Genomic DNA, 19705 nt, shown 5'->3' with positions numbered 1-19705 from the left:
GTAGCGTGTCCGACCCGCGTCCTACGATGCGGCCATGACCAACCCACGGGACGGCGACGCCATCCGATTCCTCCACTCAGCCGATTGGCAGCTCGGTATGACCCGGCGGTTCCTCGGAGACGAGTCCCAGGCCGTCTTCACGGCGGACAGGCTCGCGGCCGTGGAGGCACTCGGTGGGTTGGCCGAGCGACACGGGGCACAGTTCGTGGTGGTCGCGGGCGACGTGTTCGAGGACAACGCGGTACCCCGGTCGGTGGTACTCCGCGCGGTCGAGGCCCTGTCCGCGTTACCGGTGCCGGTGCTGGTGCTGCCGGGCAATCACGATCCACTGGACGCGTCCTCGGTGTTCCGGTGCAGGGACTTCTCCCCGGCGCTCGAGGGCGGGGTCGTCGTGGTCCTCGACGGTTCGGGCCCGGTCGAGGTCGTTCCCGGCGTCGAGGTGGTCGGCGTCCCGTGGACGTCCAAGCGTCCGGACCCCTCGCGGTTGCCGGCGCTTCTGGCGTCTCTCGAACCCACTGACTCCGTGCGGGTCCTCGTGGCGCACGGGGGTACCGACGAGATCTACGGCGGGCACTCCCCGTCGGTCGAGGCGATCGCCGTGGCTTCGCTGGAGGAGGCGATCGAGTCCCGCCGCCTGGACTACGTGGCGCTCGGGGACAGGCACTCGGTCACCCGCGTGGGCTCCGGCGGGCGCATCTGGTTCTCGGGGAGTCCGGAGACCACGGACTTCGACGACGTGGAGAAGGACTCCGGCAACGTCCTACTGGTCGAGCTCGGTGGGAGAGGTCCGTCGGGGGAGAGGCGAGCGTGCGAGGTCACCCCGCTGGCGACGGGCCGGTGGTCCTTCCTGGCGGTGGACGCGGAGATCGATACGGACGGGGACCTCGACTCCCTCGCCGAGCGGATCGAGGCGGTGCAGGACAAGCCGCGCACCGTGCTGAAACTCGGGCTGACCGGCACCGTCGGGGTGGCCCTGCGCGCGCGGATCGATGCGCTCCTGGAGACCTGGGACGCGGTGTTCGCCTCCGCGTACCTGCGCCAGTCACGCACCCACCTCGTGGTCCGCGCGGAGGACTCGGACTTCACGGATCTCGTGGACGGGTATGCGGGCCGCGCGGTCGCGGACCTCGTCGACATGGCGGCCACCGGCGGGGTGGACGCCGAGGACGCCGGGCACGCCCTGAGCTTGCTGTACCGGCTCGTGGACGGGGGAACGCGATGATCCTGCACCGGTTGATGATCGAGGACTTCCGCGGGGTGGTGCGCGAGGAGGTCGACCTGCCCCCGCGTGGGGTGCTGGTGATCGAGGGCCCCAACGAGTCGGGGAAGACCAGCCTCATGGACGCCTTGGAGATGCTGCTCGAGCACAAGGCCTCGTCCGGGCGTGCCGAGATCAAGGCTGCCAGCCCTGTCGGCAGGGACGTCCCCGTGGTGGTGGAGGCCGAGTTCTCCGTCGACGGCGAACGGATGCGCTACCGCAAGGAGTTCGTCCGCGGCAAACGCACCTCCCTCGAGTTCCCGGGTTCGGCACGCACGGCGATGGCGGGAGACGACGCCCACGACTTCGTCCGCGACCTGTTGGACCGTCAGGTCGACAGGTCACTGTGGCGCGCCCTGCGCATAGCCCAGGACGAACCTCTGGGCCAGGTCGACGCGGCCAAGGGTATGGACTCTCTCCGCCGCGCGTTGGACGCCGCGGCGGGCGGTGAGGACCCGACCGGCGACGACTCGCTGGTCGAGCGCGTCGCCGAGGAACGCAATCGCTATCTCACTGCGCGGCGGGGCGAGCCGACCGGCGACCTGGCGCGGTCGGAGTCCCGGCTCACCGAGGCGCGGGCCGCGCTGTCCGAGGCACGGGCCCGGCACGCGGAACTCGACGCGGCGGTCGCGGACCACGAAGCCCGGTCCGCAGTCCATCGCGCGCGACTCGACGCGCTCGCCACGCTCGAGAAGGAAGTCGGGCGTCTCGAGGCCGCGGGCCGGGCAGTCGCGGACCTCAGAGGGGTCAGCGCATCCGCCGATGCCGAGGTCGACCGGGCGGTGGCCGCGCATGACGCCGCGCTGCGCGAGCAACGAGAGCGTCGGGAACTCATCGACAGGGCGATGACCGAACAGCGGAGGGAGACCGATCTGCGGGCGGCTGCCGCCACCGCGGCCGAGAGGCTGGAACCCGCCCAGCAGCGGGCCCGTCGGGCGCGGGCCGAACTGGAGGCGGCGGAGAAGCGAGTGATCCGGGCCCGCACGCGCCTCGATGCCGCACGCGCGGTCGAGGAGGGCGACCGCAGGCGGGCGGACCTCGAGCACCTGGAACGACTCCTCGGGACCCTGACAGAGGTGGGGGACGAGCTGCGCCGCAAGGAGGCGGAGCTCGCCGCGGTCGACGTCGCCGATGGCTCGGTCGACGCCATCCGCCGCGCGGACGAGACGCTGCGGGAGGCCGTCATCCGGTCCGCAGCCAGTGCTCCCCGGGTGGAGATCACCGGGGAGGGCGAGTTCCGGGTCGGAGGGGAGGGCCTCGACGCCTCTGCGGGGTGGACGCACGAGATCGTGGAGGACACGGTCTTCGAGGTCGGGACGGTATCGCTGACTGTCGTCCCCGCGGGTGACACGGACTCCGTCCGACGGGACGAGCAGTCCGCTCGCCTCCGGCTGGACCACCTTCTCGCGGAGCTCGGTGTGGAGAACCCCACGGAGGCGGAGGAACGCTCCCGGCGGGCGGGCGCGCTGCGTGCCGAGATCGAGGCACTGCGTCGACGGCGATCGGACCTCCTCGGCGGCGAGACGGCGGATGATCTCACCGCGAGGCGGGACGACCTGCGCTCACGGGTCCCGGCCGGGACCGTGCCGTCCGGCCAGGTCGCGGAGGAGAGGGCAGGAGGAGCCGTCGCGGAGGGGGAGGACGATCCGGAGACCGAGTACGCCGCCGCGGAGGAATCGGTCGTCCGCTGCAGGGCGGAGGATCGTGCCGCATCCGCCGAGGCCGAAACACTCCGCACCGAGTACGCGACCCGTATCGCACTGGCAGACGAGGCAGCCGGCCGGCACGGTGAGTGCGGGGAGGCGCTGTCGGCCGCGCGAGACGCCACCCCGGATCTCAGCCTCGAGGAGAAGGCGGGGGCGGCGCGCCTCCGGGCAGAGACCGCCCGTGAGAAGGCACGCGAGGCGAAGGCGGAACTGGACGAGGCGCTCGCCGACGCGCCGCCCGGTCTGCTGGACAACGCCCGGGCCTCACTGTCTTCACTGGCCGCCGAGGAACGCGAATCGGCTGCTGCCGTCGCCACGTCGATGGGCCGGGTCAACGCGATCGGCGACCAGGGCCGGCTCGAGGGGGTCGCTTCCGCCGAGCGCGAACTCGAGGCGGCGGAGAGGGAGAACGCAGCGCTGTGGCGCCGAGCCCGTGCGGCGGACCTGCTCCACCGCACACTCGCGGCGCGTCGATCGGAGGCTCTGCTCGCGTACCAGGCCCCGTTCCACAGGGCGGTCGTCGAACTCGGTTCCCTCGTGTACGGGCGTGACTTCGACGTCAGGCTCGGCGAGGATCTGACCATCCTGTCCAGGCGGGTCGGGGATGTGACCGTCGACTACGAATCGCTATCCGGGGGCGCCAGGGAGCAGTTGGCGGTGATCGTCCGGATCGCCTGTGCGCGACTCGTCGGCGACGACGGCGTCCCCGTTTTCCTCGACGACACCATGGGCTATACGGATCCCTCTCGCCGACTCACCATGGGAGCGGTCATCGCCGCGGCTGCGGCGACGTCACAGGTCATCGTGCTCACGTGCGACCGCGCCCGGTTCGCGGGCATCGGGGGCGCACACACCCACGTCATGCAGAGGTCTGGCACCGATCGCGAGTGAACGCCGTTGACGGCGGCGGGCGCCCCGGAGCGATGGTGGAGGAATGCCGAGTGGGTCGTCGTGCTGTAATAGCCCCATGACGGAGACACGCTGGTTGAGCGATGACGAGCAGCGCATGTGGCGCCGGTACCGCGATGTGAACCAACTGCTCGAACTCGCCATGGAGCGCCAACTCCAGCGGGACGCCTCGATGTCTCAATCCGATTACTCGGTTCTGGTGAGCCTCAGTGAGGCCGACAACCGGGGACTCCGGGCGAGGGAACTCGGCGCCGCGCTCGGCTGGGACCGAAGCCGGGTCTCTCACCAGGTCCGGCGTATGGAGGGGCGCGGCCTGGTGGCCAAGGGAGAATGCGCGGAGGACGGTCGCGGGACCGTCGTCACCCTCACCGAGGCGGGCGCCCAGGCGATCGCGTCAGTGGCCCCCAAGCACGTCGAGAAGGTCCGGGAGCTGTTCATCGATGTGCTCTCCGAGCACGAGGTACTCGCACTCACCGACATCTACGAGCGAATCGTCGACCGCATCGGTGAGGTGGACGGCATCACCCGGCCCACCTGACGCGGAGCGGGAGAGACGAGAAGGGCCCGGGCAATCGCCCGGGCCCTTCTCGTCCTGCGTGTGCCCCCGAAGGGAATCGAACCCCTGACCTTTGGTACCGGAAACCAACGCTCTATCCCCTGAGCTACGAGGGCGGGATACCGACCCTCACGGGCCGGAGGCCGCTCCAGCGGACGCCCCGCATTGGCGGGGATCGCTCGAACAGCGAGACTGATCGTAGCACCGGCGGTCGGGCAGGGCCGCATCGGGCCCGTCGGGGCTCGGACGGGTCGCCCGGACAGACGTCCGATTCCCCCCGCGACGTGCCGACACCTAGGATAGGAAGACGTGACTCCCGCCGATCTCGCCGCCGTCATCCGCGCCGCCCTCATCTCCGTTCTCGCCGACCGCGGGGCCGACACGTCGGTCGTTCCGGAGTCGGTGACGGTGGAGCGGCCGCGCAACCCCGAGCACGGGGACTACGCGACGAACATCGCTCTCCAACTGGCCAAGAAGGTGGGGTCGGCCCCTCGCGAGCTGGCGCAGGATCTCGCGACCGCGCTGGTGGCCGACCCGGGCGTGGCCTCGGCCGAGATCGCGGGACCGGGGTTCCTCAACATCCGTCTCGATTCCGGGGCCCAGGGCTCGCTCGTCGCCACCGTGCTCTCCGCGGGCGAGGAGTACGGCAACGGGGACGCGATGGCCGGCCGCCGGGTGAACCTGGAGTTCGTCTCCGCGAACCCCACCGGGCCCATCCACCTGGGCGGAACACGCTGGGCGGCGGTCGGTGACGCCCTCGGTCGTGTGCTCGAGGCCTCCGGCGCAGCGGTCACGCGTGAGTACTACTTCAACGACCACGGTGCGCAGATCGACCGCTTCAGCCGTTCGCTGGCCGCGGCTGCTCGCGGCGAGGCGACCCCCGAGGACGGCTACGCGGGGGCGTACATCCAGGACATCGCGTCGAACGTGGTCGCCGAGCACCCGGACGTGCTGGAGCAGCCGGAGTCCGAGGCCCTCGAGACGTTCCGAGCGGTCGGCGTGGACCTGATGTTCAGCCACATCAAGAACTCGCTGGCCGAGTTCGGAACCGTCTTCGACGTCTACACCCACGAGAACTCGATGTTCACCTCCGGTGCGGTGGACCGCGCGATCGAGACGCTCAAGGGCAACGGGAACCTCTACGAATCCGAGGGCGCCTGGTGGCTCCGGTCCACCGCGTTCGGTGACGACAAGGACCGCGTGGTTCTCAAGTCCGACGGCGACGCCGCCTACATCGCCGGTGACATCGCCTACTTCCTCGACAAGCGCGAACGCGGCTTCGACCTGTGCATCTACATGTTGGGAGCCGACCACCACGGGTACATCGCCCGGCTCAAGGCCGCCGCAGCGGCCCTGGGCGATGACCCGGCGACGATCGAGGTGCTCATCGGTCAGATGGTCAACCTCGTCAGGGACGGCGCCCCGGTCAAGATGAGCAAGCGGGCGGGAACCGTCATCACGCTCGACGACCTCGTCGACGCCATCGGCGTCGATGCCGCGCGGTACGCGCTGATCCGGTCCTCGGTCGACCAGACGATGGACATCGACCTGGCGCTGTGGACGTCGGCGACGAACGACAACCCCGTCTTCTACGTGCAGTACGCGCACGCCCGTCTCTGCTCCCTGGCGCGCAACGCCGCCGATCTGGGGGTCACCCCCGAGGGTGCGGACCTGGCGCTGCTCACCGAGGACCGGGAGGGTGCGCTCATCCGCACCATCGGTGAATTCCCCCGGGTCGTGGCCAGCGCCGCGGACCTGCGCGAGCCCCACCGTATCGCGCGCTACCTCGAGGAGTTGGCCGCCGCGTATCACCGCTTCTACGACACCTGTCGTGTGTTGCCGATGGGTGACGAGGAGCCGGGCCCGCTGCACGCCGCCCGGTTCGCGTTGAGTACGGCCACCCGGCAGACCCTCGCGAACGGCCTCCGCCTGATCGGCGTCAGCGCACCGGAGAAGATGTGAGCGCCCACCCCGCCGGGGCCCGGCACGAGGTCCCGCACGCGCCGGGGATCGGTGAGCGGCCCGCCGACGCGAACGACGTCATGGCACTGGCGCCCTCCGTGTGGCCACGCGGTGCCGACCGGCGCGACGACGGAGTGGTGAAGTTCGCGGGTGTCACCGCGAGCGAGCTCGCCGCGGAGTTCGGTACGCCACTGTTCGTGATCGACGAGGACGATTTCCGCTCCCGGTGCCGCGAGATGGCGGAAGCGTTCGGCGGGGCGGACCGCGTGCACTACGCATCCAAGGCGTTCCTGACCACGGAGACTGCTCGCTGGGTCGCCGAGGAGGGGCTGGGGCTGGACGTCGCCTCGGGCGGCGAGCTCGCGATCGCGCTGAGGGCCGGGTTCCCGCCCGAACGGATCACCGTCCACGGAAACAACAAGTCAGCGGACGAGCTGCGCCTGGCCGTCCGCAGTGGCGTCGCCCACGTCGTGATCGACGCGATGTCGGAGATCGAGATGCTCGACCGGATCGCCGGTGAGGAGGGCGTCGTCCAGGACGTGTTCATCCGGGTCACGGTCGGCGTCGAGGCCCACACCCACGAGTTCATCGCGACCGCCCACGAGGACCAGAAGTTCGGCTTCTCGCTCGCGGGCGGTGCGGCGATGCAGGCCGTCCGCGCGGTGTTCGACGCGCCGAACATCCGGCTGACCGGGCTGCACAGTCACATCGGGTCCCAGATCTTCGACATCGACGGGTTCGAACTCGCGGCGCGACGGGTGATCGGACTGCTGCGCGAGATCGTCGACGAGTTCGGCGCCGAGCGGACAGCTCAGCTCGACCACCTCGATCTCGGCGGCGGTCTCGGCATCAGCTACGTCTCGTCGGACGATCCGCCGCCGGTGGCCCAGTTGGCGGCGTCCCTGCGGGAGATCGTCGAGGGTTTCGCCCGGGATGCCGGCCTCGTCCCTCCGACGCTGGTCGTCGAGCCCGGTCGTGCCATCGCCGGCCCGGGCACGGTCACGCTGTACGAGGTGGGCGTGGTCAAGGACGTCGAGCTCGCGGGCGGGGAGAACCGGCGATACATCAGTGTCGACGGCGGGATGAGTGACAACATCCGCACGGCCCTGTACGACGCCGTCTACGACGCCCGGCTGGTGGGACGCTCGTCAGACGCCGAGCCGGTGGTGTCCAGGCTGGTCGGCAAACACTGCGAAAGCGGCGACGTGGTGGTGCGCGACCTGTGGATGCCGGAGGACGTGGGTGGCGGTGACCTGGTGGCCGTCGCGGCCACGGGCGCATACTGCTACTCCATGTCGAGCCGATACAACATGATCGGGCGACCCGCCGTGGTGGCGGTGCGCGACGGGCGGGCACGATTGGTGCTGCGCCGTGAGACCCTGGACGATCTGACGAGCCTGGAGGTGGGACAGTGAGCGACGCAAGCGCGTCAGGCGTGCGACCCGTGGGGGTGGCGGTGCTCGGGATGGGCACCGTCGGATCCGAGGTCATCCGCTACATGACCGAGAACGCCGACGCACTGGCGGCCCGCATCGGCGCGCCCCTGGCCCTCCGCGGCGTGGCGGTGCGCGATCTCACCAAGGATCGCGGGCTCGATCCGGACCTGCTCACCGCGGACCCGTCGTCGTTGGTCGCGCGCGACGACGTCGACGTCGTCGTCGAGCTCATGGGCGGCATCGACGTGCCGCGTCCGCTCCTCCTCGAGGCGCTGCGTCACGGCAAGGCCGTGGTGACGGCCAACAAGGCGCTGCTCGCGGAGTACACGGACGAACTGGCGGCGGTGGCCGACTCCACGCACACCGATCTGTACTTCGAGGCGGCCGTGGCCGGTGCTATCCCGGTGATCGGCCCGCTGCGCCGATCGATGGCCGGCGACCAGGTGGAGCGCGTGCTGGGGATCGTCAACGGCACCACCAACTACATCCTTTCGGAGATGGGTTCGACCGGGGCCGACTACTCGGAGACCCTCGCGGAGGCCTCCCGTCTCGGGTACGCCGAGGCCGACCCCACGGCCGATGTCGAGGGGTATGACGCGGCCGCCAAGGCCGCCATCCTCGCGTCGATCGCGTTCCACAGCCGCGTCACCGCCGGGGATGTCTACCGCGAGGGCATCTCGCGGATCTCGCCGGACGACTTCGAGTCGGCCCGCGACATGGACTGCACCATCAAGCTGCTCGCCATCTGCGAGAAGCTCACCCAGTCGGACGGGTCCGAGGCCGTGTCGGCGCGCGTGTACCCGGCGCTGCTGCCCAACACCCACCCGCTCGCCACGGTGAACGGGGCGTTCAACGCCGTCGTCGTCGAGGCGGAGGCCGCCGGTCGACTCATGTTCTACGGTCAGGGTGCGGGAGGTTCCCCGACCGCCTCCGCGGTCCTGGGCGACATGGTCGCCGCCGCCCGCAACAAGGTCGGTGCGGGTCGCGCCCCGGGGGAGTCGACGTACGCCGCTCTTCCGGTCGCCTCCATGGACGAGATCTCGACGCGCTATCACGTGCGCATGCGGGTCGCCGACAAGCCGGGCGTGCTCGCGCTCGTCGCCGCCGAGTTCTCGCGGCACGGCGTCTCCATCGCACAGGTGCGACAGACCGAGGTCGAACTGCCGGAGACCGAGCTCGACGATGTCGAGCCCTCCGCGGAGCTCACCGTCCTGACCCACCGGGCGTCGGAGCGCGCGCTCTCCGACACCGTGGCAGCACTGTCGGATCAGGACGCCGTCACGGCCATCACCAGCGTCATCCGTCTCGAGGGAGTGGACACCGAATGAGCAACACCCACCAGCCCGTGCACAGCCGGTGGCCCGGCCTCATCGAGGCCTACCGCGACCGACTCCCGATCGGGGACGACTGGGAGCCGGTGACGCTCTACGAGGGCGGGACCCCGCTCATTCGCGCGACCCACCTGTCCGCCGTGACGGGTTGCGAGGTGTACCTCAAGGTCGAGGGCCTCAACCCGACCGGATCCTTCAAGGACCGGGGCATGACGATGGCGGTGACGGATGCCAAGGCTCGCGGCCAGAAGGCCGTCCTCTGCGCGTCGACTGGCAACACGTCCGCATCGGCGGCCGCCTATGCCACCCGTGCCGGGATGGAGTGCGCCGTGCTCATCCCGCAGGGCAAGATCGCCGCCGGCAAGCTCGCCCAGGCCGTGATGCACGGGGCCACCATCATCCAGGTCGACGGCAACTTCGACGACTGCCTGGAGTTGGCCCGCAAGACCACCGCCACCTACGCCGAGATCGGGTTGGTCAACTCGGTCAACCCGGTCCGGATCGAGGGACAGAAGACGGCGGCGTTCGAGATCGTCGATGTTCTCGGGCGCGCCCCCGACCTGCACTTCCTGCCCGTCGGCAACGCGGGCAACATCACCGCGTACTGGAAGGGTTACACCGAGTACCACGCCGACGGGATCATCTCGTCCCGCCCGCGGATGATGGGTGTGCAGGCCGCCGGCGCCGCACCGCTGGTCGACGGCGCCCCGGTCAAGAACCCCGAGACCATCGCCACCGCCATCCGGATCGGCTCCCCGGCGTCGTGGGACGGCGCGGTGACCGCCCGCGACGAGTCCGGGGGGACGTTCCGCAAGCGCACCGACGAGCAGATCCTCGAGGCGTACCGCATGGTCGCAGGCAAGGATGCCGTCTATGTCGAGCCCGCCTCCGCGGCCTCGGTGGCGGGGTTGCTCGACGCGCACGCGGGCGGTGAGCTGGAGGCGGGACAGACCATCGTGTGCACCGTGACCGGCAACGGACTCAAGGACCCCGACACCGCCCTGCTGGGGATGCCCGAGGTCGAGGCCATCCCGGTGGATCCGTCGGCCGTCGCCGGCGCCCTCGGCCTGCAGTGAGCGAGGTGAGCGGTCCCGGCCCGGAGGTCTTCGGCAGCTCGGGTGGGCACATCCTGCCGGTCGGGCGCACGGTCACGATCGAGGTACCGGCGTCCAGCGCGAACCTCGGGCCGGGTTTCGACGCGCTCGGGGTGGCCCTGGGGCTGTACGACACGATCACGGTGACCACGATCGACTCCGGCCTCGAGCTGGAGGTGTCGGGGGAGGGCGCCGGTCAGGTCCCCGAGGACGCCTCGCACCTGGTGGCCAAGGCCGTCGAGGCCGGGCTGCGTGCCGGTGGTGTGGGTGTGCCGGGCGTACGGATCTCCTGCCGGAACGCGATCCCGCACTCCCGCGGTCTCGGGTCGTCGGCGTCCGCCGCGGTCGGCGGACTGGTCGCGGCGAACGGTCTGATGGGCGGGGTGCTGACGAACGACCACCTGGTCCAGCTCTCGAGCGAGTTCGAGGGCCACCCGGACAACGCGGCGGCCAGTGTCCTCGGCGGGGTCGTGGTGTCGTGGACGGAGCGCTCGGCGACCGGCGTGCACTACCGTGCGGTCCGCATGGAGGTGGATCCCTCGATCGTCGCCACCGTTCTGGTGCCGTCCGAGACGTCGTCGACCGCGCAGACCCGCGGCCTGCTCCCGGCGACCGTCCCGCACGAGGACGCGGCCTTCAACGCGAGCCGCGCCGCGCTGATGTCGGTCGCGCTCGCGGCCCATCCGGAGTTCCTGCTGGCCGCGACCGAGGATCGGCTCCACCAGTCCTACCGGGCCCCGGCCCTGGTCGGCACCACCGAGTGGGTCACCAGACTGCGTGAGCGGGGTCTCGCGGCGACGGTCTCCGGCGCCGGCCCGACCGTGCTGGTGTTGGGCACCGACGGGTTGCCGACCGACCTGCGCGCCGAGGCCGAGGCGCAGGGATGGACGGTGCTGGACCTGCAGATCGCGGACGGTGCCCGGGTCGTGACGGGCGACTGACACCCGCTCGCCTGACACCCGGTCGACCGGCGTCCCGTCCGATCGGTAGAGCGTCCCTTCGAGACCCCGTCGGAGGGATTCAGTCGGACGCCTCCGGGGCGATCGTCGTGATCTCGTAGTCGCCCGCGGCGTGGCGCGCCCGGATCCTGATCTTGTCGAACTTTCCGACCGTGGTCTGCGGGATGTGGTCGACGAACGCCCAGTGATCCGGGCGCTTCCAGTTCTCCACGACGCCCTCGAGACCCTCCCAGAGGGCGCGGGCGGACGCGGTCGCCCCGGTCTTGAGCTGGACCAGGACGAGCGGCCGGTTGCCCCAGCGTTCGTCCGGGACACCGACCACGGCCACCTCCGCGACCCGGTCGTCGAGCAGGATCGCGTGTTCGAGTTCGACCGTCGAGATCAGTTCACCGCCGGAGGCGATGATGTCGTCGACCCGGTCCACCACGTCGAGGTAGCCCTTGGGGGAGATGCTGGCAACGTCCCCGGTGCGTAGCCACCCGTCGACGAAGCGATCGGAGGCCTCGTCGCCGAGGTAGCGGGCTGTCACCCACGGGCCGCGGATCTGGAGTTCGCCGACCGACCACCCGTCGTTGTGCTGGACCCGACCGCCGTCGACGATGCGTGCCTTCACGCCGGCGGGAAAACGTCCCTGACCGAGCATTTGTGCGCGTCGCCGGGTCGCGGAGGAGTGGGGGTCCGGGCGCGCGAACGACGCGATGGGGCTGGACTCGGTGAGTCCGTAGGCCTGCATGATCGTGACCCCGTGGCGCTCGACGAACGCGTCGAACAGGGCCTCGGGGACGGGCGATCCGCCGACGAGGACCTCGCTGAGATGTGCGATCGACTGCGGATTGTTCTCCAGCCGCCGGAGTAGCCGTTGGAGGGTGGCCGGTGTGGTGGCCATCTTGTTCGGCCTGTATGTGCGCAGCAGGTCGGCCATGTCGTGGCCGGTGGTGAGCACCCGGCCGGGCCGTGGTCGCGCGGTGATGAGGCCGGCGCCGGTCATGAACGCGGCGTACGGCAGCCCCCAGGACATGACGTGGTACATCGGCACGGTGGTCAGGACGGTGTCGCCGCTGCGCAGGGCCGCGCTCTCGGCCATGGACATCTGCATGGAGTGCAGCCAGATGGACCGGTGGGTGTAGGCGACGCCCTTGGACGCGCCGGTGGTGCCGGAGGTGTAGGCGATCGCCGCGGCGGAGCGTTCATCGAGGTCGGGCCACGGGTAGGTGGTGGGTTGGCCGTCGAGGAGGGTCTCGAGGGCGTGGACGTCGGCATCGAGCTCGCCGAGGTCTGGGGGTACCTGACCGTCGACGACGACGAGGTGGCGCAGCGAATCGAGCTGCGCGGCCACCGGGAGTGCCGAGGAGAGCAGCTCCGGGTCGACGAGTACGACCGACACCCGGTTGTCGCTCAGGACGGAGAGCATGAACTCCCGCGAGCGGAGGACGTTCACCGGGAGGGCGACCGCGCCCATCGCGGGGAGGGCGAACATCGCCTCGACGACCTCGGTGCGGCTGCCGGACAGGATGCCCACCACATCGCCGGGTCGTACCCCGAGCCCGGCGAGGGCGTGCGCGGTGGCGGCCGCGCGGGAGGCCAGCACGTCGTATCGCACCGGACGGGGTTCCAGGTCGCCGACGAATCCGGTGACAGTGGACCCACCGTGTCGTTCCGCCGCGTGCTCGAGGATCCGGGACACGAGCAGTGGCGTGTCCAGCATCGTTCCGAGCACGGTCACCTCCGAGGTCGTGTGGCCCTTGTCGTGTGCTGTACGTTACCGCCCGCATCCGACGCGGTGAGCGCCAGTCGCGACTCGCGGAAGGGGGACCTGCGCGCGATCGGCCACAGAGTAGTATGCTTGCACCCAGCCACGGGCGCCCGGTCGTCCCAGCATTCCGAGTCAATCCTCGCAGCACCCTCCGCACCAGGTCGGTGTGGTGTGGATCGGACTCGGTGGGACAGGCCGATCGGCGAGTGGCGTACAGGGATCCCCACTATCGAGCGGTTCTCCCCTCACGAGGATCCCCCTCAGACGAAAGATCCGTGTCCGGCCACGTTGCCGCCACGGAAGGCCCCAGCGGCCACCCCGGGACGCCGAGTCCGCTTCCCGGACACCTGCTCGATGCGAGGCGGCGTACACCGCCCCGGCCCCGGGCCCAGAAAGGATCCCCGTGACCTCGACGGACACCACTTCCACGCCAGCACAGGGTGCCTCGCTGTCGGCGATGCGCCTGAACGACCTCAAGTCGCTGGCCCAGCAGATGGGCCTCAAAGGCCTGTCGGGTAAGCGCAAGGGCGACCTCGTCGCGATGATCGAGGGCGCCCGGGGTGGCAGGCCCGCGCCGGCCCGTGAGCCCGCCCCGAAGACCGCGCCCGCCCCGAAAACCGAACCCGCGGTGGCCGACGAGCCCGCGGCGAAGGCCGAGTCGGCTCCGGAGAAGACGCCGGACCGCGATGAGGCGTCTGCACGAGACGAGGCGTCTGCACGGAGCGGGGCGCCCGCCCCGCAGACCGAGTCCGGCCGACGGGATCGTGGCGACAGGGCCGGGGGCGGTGCGGAGAACCCCCGGGGCGGGTCGGATGACTCCGACTCCGGTCGCCAGGGGGACCGGTCCCGTCGCGAGGACGGCAACCGCGGTAGCGGGCAGCGTCAGGGGCGTAACCAGCAGAACCGGGATCAGCAGGGCGGCCGCAACCGCGATCAGCAGGGCGGGCGCAACGACCAGGGCAACCAGGGCGGCAACCGCGATCAGCAGGGCGGCCGCAACGACCAGGGCAACCAGGGCGGCAACCGCGATCAGCAGGGCGGACGCAACGACCAGTCCGACCAGGGCGGCGGCGACAACGGCCCCCGCGGTGACGGTCAGAACCGTGATGACGACGGAGGGGGCCGCGGCCGTCGCAGCCGCCGGCGCCGCGAGCGCAATCGCGGCGGGGGGCGCCCGGCCGAGGGTGAGACGGAGGTGCGGGACGACGACGTCCTGCAGCCGGTCGCGGGCATCCTCGACGTGCTGGACAACTACGCGTTCGTCCGCACGTCCGGCTACCTGGCGGGACCCAACGACGTCTACGTCTCCATGAACATGATCCGTCGTCACGGCTTGCGTCGCGGTGACGCGATCACCGGCGCGGTGAAGATGCCCCGCGACGGCCAGAACGACGGCCAGGGCGGCGGCCAGGGCGGCGGCGGGGGCCAGGGTGGCGGCAAGAACCGCCAGAAGTTCAACCCGCTGGTCCGCATCGACACCGTCAACGGTGGCCCGGTTGACCAGGTCCGCAATCGCCCGGACTTCGCGAAGCTCACCCCGCTGTACCCCAACCAGCGACTGCGCCTCGAGACCGAGAAGAACATCATCTCGACCCGCGTGATCGACCTGATCATGCCGATCGGCAAGGGGCAGCGCGCGCTGATCGTCTCCCCGCCCAAGGCCGGTAAGACCACGATCCTGCAGAACATCGCCAACTCGATCGCGGTCAACAACCCGGAGTGCCACCTCATGGTCGTCCTCGTCGACGAGCGGCCGGAGGAGGTCACCGACATGCAGCGTTCGGTGAAGGGCGAGGTCATCGCCTCGACCTTCGACCGTCCGCCGTCGGACCACACCCAGGTCGCGGAGCTCGCGATCGAGCGGGCCAAGCGTCTGGTGGAGATGGGGCAGGACGTCGTCGTCCTCCTCGACTCCATCACGCGACTCGGCCGCGCCTACAACAACTCCTCGCCCGCCTCGGGTCGCATCCTGTCCGGCGGCGTCGACTCCACGGCCCTGTACCCGCCCAAGCGGTTCCTCGGCGCGGCGCGCAACATCGAGAACGGTGGATCGCTGACGATCATCTCCACCGCGATGGTGGAGACCGGCTCGGCCGGCGACACGGTGATCTTCGAGGAGTTCAAGGGCACCGGCAACGCCGAGCTCAAACTGGACCGTCGCATCGCCGAGCGGCGGGTGTTCCCCGCGGTCGACGTGGGGCCCTCGGGTACACGCAAGGAAGAGCTGCTCATGACCCCCGAGGAAGCCGGGATCATGCACAAGTTGCGCCGCGTGCTCTCGGGGCTGGACTCCCACCAGGCCATCGACCTGCTCATGTCGCAGTTGCGCAAGACCAACAACAACTACGAATTCCTGCTGCAGGTGGCCAAGACGACGCCCACCCTGCCGCAGGACGAGGAGTGAGCGGGAACGAGGGACGGTCGCCGTCCTCGATCGACGACGTCCTGGCCGAGTACGGGGGCCTCGAGACGCAGTTGTCCGACCCCGCTCTGCACGAGGACGCCACCGCCGCCCGCCGGGTGGGCAAACGCTTCGCCGAGCTCACCCCGATCGTGCAGTGTCACCGTGCGCTGGTGTCCACGCGCGAGGACGCCGCCGCGGCGCGGGAGCTCGCCGGCGACGATTCCTCGTTCGCCGGGGAGGCCGAGGAGCTGGAGGCTGAGGCGGCCGAGCTCGAGACCCGCTTGGCCGACCTGCTGGCGCCCCGCGACCCACACGATGCGGACGACGTGGTCATGGAGATCAAGTCGGGGGAGGGCGGCGAGGAGTCCGCACTGTTCGCCGCCGACCTCGCCCGCATGTACACGCGGTACGCCGAGAAACACGGATGGGTGATCGAGGTCCTCGGCCTCACGGAGTCCGACCTCGGCGGGTACAAGGACGCGACCTTCTCCATCCGGGCTCGCCAGCCGTCTCGCGACGGGGTGTGGTCCCGCCTCAAGTTCGAGGGCGGGGTGCACCGGGTCCAGCGGGTGCCGGTCACCGAGTCCCAGGGCCGGGTCCACACCTCGGCCGCGGGCGTGTTCGTCTACCCGGAGCCCGAGGACGTGGGTCCGGTCGAGATCGACGAGTCCGACCTGCGCATCGACGTCTACCGCTCATCCGGCAAGGGCGGGCAGGGCGTCAACACCACCGACTCCGCGGTGCGGATCACCCACCTGCCCACCGGCACGGTCGTCACGTGTCAGAACGAACGCAGTCAGCTGCAGAACAAGCAACGCGCGCTACAGGTGCTCGCGGCGCGACTCCAGGCCGCCGCCGAGGAGGCCGCCAACGCCGAGGCGTCTGAGGGCCGGGCCACCCAGGTCCGCACCGTCGACCGGTCGGAGCGCATCCGCACCTACAACTTCCCGGAGAACCGCATCGCCGACCACCGGGTGGGGTTCAAGGCGCACAATCTCGACGCCGTGCTGGACGGTGACCTCGACGCGGTGCTCGACGCCCTCGCCACCGAGGAGCGGCGGCGACGAATGGAAGAGGCCTAGGCCGTGAACCCGCGCTCGGCCGGGGTGACCGGGGTCGTGCGTTCGGCCGCGCAGGCGCTCGGCGCGGCGGGCGTCGACTCCGCGCACGTCGAGGCCCAGCTCATCTGTGCGCACGTGCTCGGCATCGACCGCACCCGGCTCATGCTCGCCGACGACCTCGACGCCGCCGCGGTGAGCGAGGTCGAGCGGATCGTCGCCGCCCGCGCCCGCGACCGGACCCCCCTGCAGTACCTGCTCGGCCGCGCGGTCTCCGGACGGCTCGAGTTGGCCGTCGGGCCGGGGGTGTTCATCCCGCGACCGGAGACCGAGTTGCTGGTCGAGTCGACGCTCGCGGCCCTGCCCGCACCGGGCCCCGGCCCCGGCCCGGTCGTGGTGGACCTCTGCGCCGGCAGCGGCACCCTCGCGTTGGAGATCGCCCACGCCCGGCCCGACGCCCGCGTCCACGCCGTCGAACTGCACGAGGCCGCGCTGGAGTGGCTGCGCCGCAACGCCGCCGAGCGCGCCGCCGCCGGGGACACCCCGATCGAGGTCCACCACGCCGACGCCACCGACGCGGACGTCCTCTCGGACCTGCGGGGCAGCGCCGCCGCCGTGGTGTCCAACCCCCCGTACATCCCGGTCACCGATGATCTCCCCGCCGACGTCCTCGAGCACGAGCCGGCGACGGCGCTGTTCGGGGGGCGGGACGGCCTCGTCGTCGTCACCCCCCTCGTCGGCGTGGCCGCCGCCCTCCTCGCGCCGGGAGGGCACCTCGCCGTCGAGCACGACGACACCACCGGCGCCGCGGTCGCCGCGGTCGTGGCCGCGCAGGGGGGCTTCGGTACCGTGGAGCAGCACACCGACCTCGCCGGCCGACCGCGATTCGTCACCGCGACGCGACTCGACGCGGGCCACGACGACACGCACGACGACGACGACCGCGACGACGACAAGGTCGACACGACAGTCCGGAAGGGGACCACCCGGTGACCATCACCTACGACTGCACCGAGGACACCGGCCGCGAAGTCGGTCTCAGTTCCGCTGCCGGCGCCCTGCGCTCGGGCCGGCTGGTCGTGACCCCCACCGACACGCTCTACGGCATCGCCGCCGATGCCTTCGACCCGGACGCGGTGGTCTCGCTGCTGTCGGCCAAGCGCCGTGGCCCGGACATGCCGGTGCCGGTCCTGGTCGGCTCGTGGGAGACCATCGACGGCCTCGTCGTGAGCACCCCGGCCGCCGCCCGCGACCTCATCCGCGCCTTCTGGCCGGGGGGCTTGAGTCTCATCGTGCACCAGGCACCGTCCCTGGGCTGGGACCTCGGCCAGACCCGCGGCACGGTCATGCTCCGGATGCCGCTGCACCCCGTCGCCATCGAACTCCTGCGCGAGGTCGGCCCGCTCGCGGTGTCCAGTGCCAACGTCTCCGGTCAACCGCCGGCCACCACCGTGGCCCAGGCCCGGGAGCAGCTCGGCGACTCGGTGGCCGTGTACCTCGACGGCGGCCCATGTGCGATCGGCCAGCCCTCGACGATCGTCGACCTCACCGGGCCCGGTCCGCGCATCGTCCGCGAGGGCGCGGTGACCGCCGAGCGCGTGGGAGAGGTCCTCGGCGTCGACCCCGCGGTCCTGCGCGGCTGAACCATGGGTGCCGGGGTCCCGTTCCGGGAGCTGCTGCTCATCGCGGTCACCGCCGGACTGGTCACCTTCGTCGTCACCGGTCTGGTCAGGGGAGTGGCACCCGCGATCGGCGGGCTCGCCTACCCGCGGGAGCGGGACGTGCACCAGGTCCCCACCCCCCGGCTCGGCGGGGTGGGCATCTTCACCGGGATGCTCATCGCCGTCTACCTCGCCGCGCAGCTGCCGGCCCTGAACCGGGCCTTCCCGCCCTTCGCCCCCGACGTGGAGGCCACCATCGTCGCCGGCGGGGTGATCGTGCTGGTGGGGATCGTGGACGACATCCTCGGGCTCGGGGCCGTCACCAAACTCGCGGGCCAGGCCGCCGCGGCCGGGGTCCTGGTCGCGATGGGCGTGTCGTGGACGCTGCTGTACATCCCCTTCGGGGACGGCAACATCCTCGTCCTCGACCAGCTCCAGGCCGGACTGCTCACGGTCGTGTTCACACTGACGATCGTCAACGCGATGAACTTCGTGGACGGACTCGACGGGCTCGCCGCCGGACTCGGGGCCATCGCGGCCACGGCGATCTGCGTGTTCTCCGTGGGCATCATGCTGGACCAGGGCGGGACCGTCGGGGCCTACCCGCCGGCACTGGTCACCGCGGTCCTGGCCGGGGCCCTCATCGGGTTCCTGCCCCACAATTTCCAACCCGCCCGGATCTTCATGGGCGACTCCGGGTCCATGCTCATCGGACTGGTCCTCGCCGCGGCCTCGACGAGCGCCTCCGGGAAGATCTCGCAGAGCCTGTACGGGCCCCAGGACATGATCGTCCTGCTCTCGCCGGTGATCGTGGTCGCGGCCGCGATGTTCGTGCCGATGCTCGACCTCGTCATGGCGGTGGTGCGGCGGGTCGGGGCCGGCCGTAGCCCCTTCGCACCCGACAAGATGCACCTGCACCACCGGCTGCTCGCGCTGGGGCACTCCCACCGGAGGGTCGCGCTGGTCATCTACGCGTGGGTCTCCCTCATCGCGTTCGGGGCCGTCGGGGCGACGATGCTGCCCACCGAGGTGATCGTCCCCGCGATCGCGGCCGGTCTCCTCTCCGTCCTGGCGGCGACCCTCGTCCCTCGCCTCCGCAGTTCGCGCGGGAAGCACCGGACGGCCGACGGGCCCCGATCCCCGGGCGACTAGGCTGCGGGGTATGGACGACACCCCCGGACACGACGCCCCCGGACACCAGGTCGAGAGCGCCCACACCATCGGACTACGCAGGGCGGTGACCCTCGGCGCCGCCGCGCTCGCCGTGCTCATGGTGATCAGCGCAGGGCTGTGGTGGGCGGTGGATGGTCGCTCCGGCCTGTGGGGCGCCCTGCTCGGGGCCGCGATCGGTGGCGTGTTCGTCCTCCTCACCGCGGTGGTGGTGATCGCCACGGCCCGAACCTCACCCCAGGTGACCGGAGCCGTCCTGTTGGGAACGTGGCTCCTCAAGCTCATCGTGGCGATCGGGGTCGTCGCGGCTCTCAAGCCGCTCGACTTCTACTCCAAGCCCGCGTTCGCCACGACCATCGTCGTGGCCATGGTCGTGGTCCTCGCGTCGGAGACGGTGGCCATTCTGCGCACGCGCGCCCCGTACGTGGAGCCCTGAGCTGGGATTTTC

Annotated in this window: 15 protein-coding genes and 1 tRNA gene; 14 read left to right on the top strand and 2 right to left on the bottom strand. The window is 71.0% G+C overall.

The window, feature by feature from the left end; all coding sequences use genetic code 11:
• Positions 1 to 34 precede the first annotated feature (34 nt).
• The 3 genes from NR111_RS01945 to NR111_RS01935 all read left to right on the top strand — a co-directional run bounded on the left by NR111_RS01945 (position 35) and on the right by NR111_RS01935 (position 4411).
• The gene (locus tag NR111_RS01945) at positions 35 to 1222 is read left to right on the top strand and encodes a metallophosphoesterase (protein ID WP_082924018.1); all 1188 of its coding nucleotides are present in this window, start codon (positions 35 to 37) and stop codon (positions 1220 to 1222) included.
• Positions 1219 to 3855, top strand: coding sequence for an AAA family ATPase (locus tag NR111_RS01940; RefSeq protein ID WP_067718373.1), 2637 nt, complete (start codon positions 1219 to 1221; stop codon positions 3853 to 3855). Before NR111_RS01945 ends, NR111_RS01940 begins: the two co-directional genes overlap by 4 nt.
• Positions 3856 to 3931: 76 nt before the next feature.
• A complete protein-coding gene (locus NR111_RS01935; RefSeq protein ID WP_067718370.1) occupies positions 3932 to 4411 on the top strand; it encodes a MarR family winged helix-turn-helix transcriptional regulator in 480 nt (159 codons plus the stop codon).
• A gap of 61 nt (positions 4412 to 4472) precedes the next feature.
• Here NR111_RS01935 and NR111_RS01930 read toward each other — a convergent pair.
• Positions 4473 to 4545: transfer RNA gene (locus tag NR111_RS01930), tRNA-Arg, on the bottom strand.
• A gap of 193 nt (positions 4546 to 4738) precedes the next feature.
• On the opposite strand from NR111_RS01930, the gene argS reads away from it, so the two are divergent.
• The 5 genes from argS to thrB are packed head-to-tail and all read left to right on the top strand — an operon-like array spanning position 4739 to position 11193.
• Positions 4739 to 6391: an arginine--tRNA ligase gene (gene argS, locus NR111_RS01925; protein ID WP_154827858.1), complete on the top strand. Its 1653-nt coding sequence runs from the start codon at positions 4739 to 4741 to the stop codon at positions 6389 to 6391.
• Positions 6388 to 7806: a diaminopimelate decarboxylase gene (gene lysA / locus NR111_RS01920; protein WP_256819690.1), complete on the top strand. Its 1419-nt coding sequence runs from the start codon at positions 6388 to 6390 to the stop codon at positions 7804 to 7806. Before argS ends, lysA begins: the two co-directional genes overlap by 4 nt.
• Positions 7803 to 9155 carry a homoserine dehydrogenase gene (locus NR111_RS01915; RefSeq protein ID WP_067718363.1) on the top strand — a complete coding sequence of 451 codons (1353 nt, stop codon included), beginning with the start codon at positions 7803 to 7805 and terminating at the stop codon, positions 9153 to 9155. Before lysA ends, NR111_RS01915 begins: the two co-directional genes overlap by 4 nt.
• A complete protein-coding gene (thrC, locus tag NR111_RS01910; RefSeq protein ID WP_069389615.1) occupies positions 9152 to 10234 on the top strand; it encodes a threonine synthase in 1083 nt (360 codons plus the stop codon). The genes NR111_RS01915 and thrC overlap by 4 nt, the downstream gene beginning before the upstream one ends.
• On the top strand, positions 10231 to 11193 hold the full coding sequence (gene thrB / locus NR111_RS01905; protein WP_154827846.1) for a homoserine kinase: 963 nt from the start codon (positions 10231 to 10233) through the stop codon (positions 11191 to 11193). The genes thrC and thrB overlap by 4 nt, the downstream gene beginning before the upstream one ends.
• 79 nt (positions 11194 to 11272) lie before the next feature.
• Here thrB and NR111_RS01900 read toward each other — a convergent pair whose 3' ends face one another.
• Positions 11273 to 12934, bottom strand: coding sequence for a long-chain-fatty-acid--CoA ligase (locus NR111_RS01900; protein WP_256819689.1), 1662 nt, complete (start codon positions 12932 to 12934; stop codon positions 11273 to 11275).
• A gap of 433 nt (positions 12935 to 13367) precedes the next feature.
• On the opposite strand from NR111_RS01900, the gene rho reads away from it, so the two are divergent.
• Genes rho through NR111_RS01870 form a run of 6 tightly spaced genes read left to right on the top strand, consistent with a single transcriptional unit; the run spans position 13368 to position 19693 of the window.
• Entirely contained in the window at positions 13368 to 15368 is a 2001-nt protein-coding gene (gene rho, locus NR111_RS01895; RefSeq protein WP_256819688.1) for a transcription termination factor Rho, read from the top strand.
• Positions 15365 to 16450, top strand: a complete 1086-nt coding sequence (gene prfA, locus NR111_RS01890; protein WP_096905251.1) for a peptide chain release factor 1 — start codon at positions 15365 to 15367, stop codon at positions 16448 to 16450. Before rho ends, prfA begins: the two co-directional genes overlap by 4 nt.
• A gap of 3 nt (positions 16451 to 16453) precedes the next feature.
• Positions 16454 to 17419 carry a peptide chain release factor N(5)-glutamine methyltransferase gene (gene prmC / locus NR111_RS01885; RefSeq protein WP_067718351.1) on the top strand — a complete coding sequence of 322 codons (966 nt, stop codon included), beginning with the start codon at positions 16454 to 16456 and terminating at the stop codon, positions 17417 to 17419.
• Positions 17416 to 18069, top strand: a complete 654-nt coding sequence (locus NR111_RS01880; RefSeq protein WP_067718348.1) for an L-threonylcarbamoyladenylate synthase — start codon at positions 17416 to 17418, stop codon at positions 18067 to 18069. Before prmC ends, NR111_RS01880 begins: the two co-directional genes overlap by 4 nt.
• A 3-nt stretch (positions 18070 to 18072) precedes the next feature.
• Positions 18073 to 19239 (top strand): glycosyltransferase family 4 protein, encoded by a 1167-nt coding sequence (locus NR111_RS01875; RefSeq protein ID WP_067718345.1) that lies wholly within the window; start codon positions 18073 to 18075, stop codon positions 19237 to 19239.
• Positions 19240 to 19249: 10 nt separating this feature from the next.
• Complete coding sequence (locus NR111_RS01870; protein WP_067718342.1) at positions 19250 to 19693, top strand: hypothetical protein; 444 nt, start codon at positions 19250 to 19252, stop codon at positions 19691 to 19693.
• Positions 19694 to 19705: the final 12 nt, after the last annotated feature.

This window comes from Dietzia sp. Die43 (assembly GCF_024519835.1).
Lineage (GTDB): Bacteria > Actinomycetota > Actinomycetes > Mycobacteriales > Mycobacteriaceae > Dietzia > Dietzia kunjamensis.
Note: the sequence above shows the minus strand (reverse complement) of the source record. Positions and strands in the feature narration are given on the sequence as shown.